General features: G+C 70.8%; 1 protein-coding gene. It reads right to left on the minus strand.

Annotation, left to right across the window (positions count from 1 at the left end):
- The coding region (locus OQ968_RS24835; RefSeq protein WP_324682304.1) for a condensation domain-containing protein at positions 1–370 on the minus strand (370 nt) is incomplete at both ends.

Below are 370 nucleotides of genomic sequence, written 5' to 3' on the forward strand. Positions count from 1 at the left end.
CGCCCCGCGCGCCGGGCCGCATACGCCACACCCAGGTCACGCATCAGCGGGGTGATCGACCAGCCGTCGGCGGCGATATGGTGCACCACGCCCACCAGCACGTGCTCCTCGCCGCCGACGCGGAAAAGCCGCGCCCGCAACGGAATCTCGACCGCCAGGTCAAAGCAGTGCCGCGCCGTGTCCTCGACGGCGTGCTGTAGCCGGGCCGGCGACCACCCACTGGAATCGACGACATCCCAACCCACATCGACTTGCTCGGCGGGCAGCACCCGCTGCTGCGGTGTCCCGTCGGACGCCGGGAACACCGTGCGCAGGCTCTCATGGCGGCCCACCACATCGGCCAGCGCCGTAGCCAGTGCGTCGGCATCAA

The sequence above is a fragment of the Mycobacterium sp. 663a-19 genome, from assembly GCF_035616495.1.
Lineage (GTDB): Bacteria > Actinomycetota > Actinomycetes > Mycobacteriales > Mycobacteriaceae > Mycobacterium.